This is a genomic window from Rhizobium sp. NPDC092011 (assembly GCF_044756305.1).
Taxonomy (GTDB): domain Bacteria; phylum Pseudomonadota; class Alphaproteobacteria; order Rhizobiales; family Rhizobiaceae; genus Rhizobium.
The window spans coordinates 1-1,709 of sequence record NZ_JBIVSO010000048.1 but is presented as its reverse complement, the minus strand read 5'-3'; the positions used below and the strand labels follow the sequence as shown (position 1 = coordinate 1,709).

The window sequence follows — 1,709 nt, the reverse complement described above, 5'->3', positions numbered from 1 at the left end:
CTCGAGCGAGGCATAGGGGCCGGCAAGCCAGCCATTGCCCGACAGTTCCGCATCCTGATCCGTCGGATCCGTCATCCGGTCATAGTGGAACGAAAGTCCGATCAGCGCCTTGTCGGAGAGCAGATAGTCGACACCCATGTTGATCATGGCAAAGCTGCCCCACTTGCTGGTGCTGTCCTTGCGGTTCTTGTCGTCATGGGCAAGGAAGGCACCGCCGATCCAGACGTTGAACGGTGCCGAGGCCGCCTCCGCATCGCCGCTTGCCGCCCGCATCTGCGACAGGCTGGTCGCAAAGCTGAGCGTCATGCCCTCCTGCGACGGCGTCATGCGCGCCGCGATCGGATCCGTCGCCTTCTCCATCTGCCGGCGCTGCAGCAGGCCGGGAACCTCGATCGTGTTGGCGATCATGTTCTGGCGCGACTGCACGAAGCCGCGCACGAGACTGTCGATATCCTCGGCAACCTTGCCGGCATCATAACTGATCCGATAGGTGACCGTGCCGGTGTTGGAGATGCCGAGCGCACTGGTGAGCCGATAACCGACGCGCACCTGGCCGGAATAGGCCGGGTTCGGCGTATATTGCAGGTACCAGCCGACCGGAGCGGTCATGGGACCGGTGGCAGCCAGCTGCCCCTGGATGATCGTCGCGGTGCCGGCATTGGCAGGCTCGACGAAGGTCAGGCCGGCCGAGGTGAACGGGCCACCCGTCGCACCGCGATTGAGATAGACGTCCGCAGGCGTCGAGCCGGCCGGCACGTCGATCACCTGGTCGGGCACGGTGACGGCACGGGCTGCGACCTTCAGCGTATAGGCTGCCGTTGCCGTTGCGCCATTGCTGTCACGCACCTGGATGGCGAAGCTGTAATCGCCTTGGCTGCCGGCGGCGAGCGGGCCGTTGAGCTGACCGGTCGAGATGTTCAGCACCATGCCGTCCGGCAGGCTGCCGGAGGCAAGGCTGTAGATCTTCGCAGCCGTACCACCCGTTGCCGAGATCTGCTGGCTATAGGCCTCGCCCGCCATGGCCTGCGTCAGCGCCCCGCCCGGCGGCGTGAACACAAAGCTGGTCGGCGGCGGCGAGATGGCGAGCGTATAGGCGGCCGACGTCATCGCATTGTTGGCATCGGTGGCGTTGATCGAGAAGCTGTAGCTGCCAGCCGAGGTCGGCGTGCCGGTGATCGCGCCGGTCGCATGGTTGAGTGTCAGGCCAGCCGGCAGGGTGCCGGTCACGGCATAGCCATAGGGACCGGTTCCGCCCGAAGCCGTCACCGTCTGGCTGTAGGCGGCGTTCATCTGGCCGGCCGGCAATGCGCCGGCGGCTGGCGAGAAGGCAAGCGTCGGGGCAGTGACGGTCAGCGACACGGTCGCCGGCGCGGATGTGCCCGTGGCGTTGGTCGCCGTATAGGCGAAGCTGTCAGGACCGGAATAGCCTGGTGCCGGCGTATAGCTGACCGATGTGCCCGACACGGTCGCCGTACCATGCGCCGGGTTCGAGGCAATGGCGACCGATGCGGCCGCACCGCCTGACAGGTTCAGCGTGATCGGATTGGCCGAGGAATTCGCCGCAACCGTCGCGGTCACCGCACCGGCAATCGGCGCCTGGATATTGGTTGAGAGCGTATAGGCATGCGAGGCGGTAAAGGGTGCGCCGGTGCCCGTCGAGCTGTCGGTTGCGGTGATGGTGAAGGAGAACGAACCCGATGCCGTCGGCG

1 protein-coding gene is annotated in these 1,709 nt (G+C 66.0%); it reads right to left on the bottom strand.

Going from position 1 to position 1,709, the window contains the following annotated elements; genetic code table 11:
* On the bottom strand, nucleotides 1-1,709 hold a 1,709-nt coding region (locus ACIQJ2_RS38230), incomplete at both ends, for a putative Ig domain-containing protein (RefSeq protein WP_400678239.1).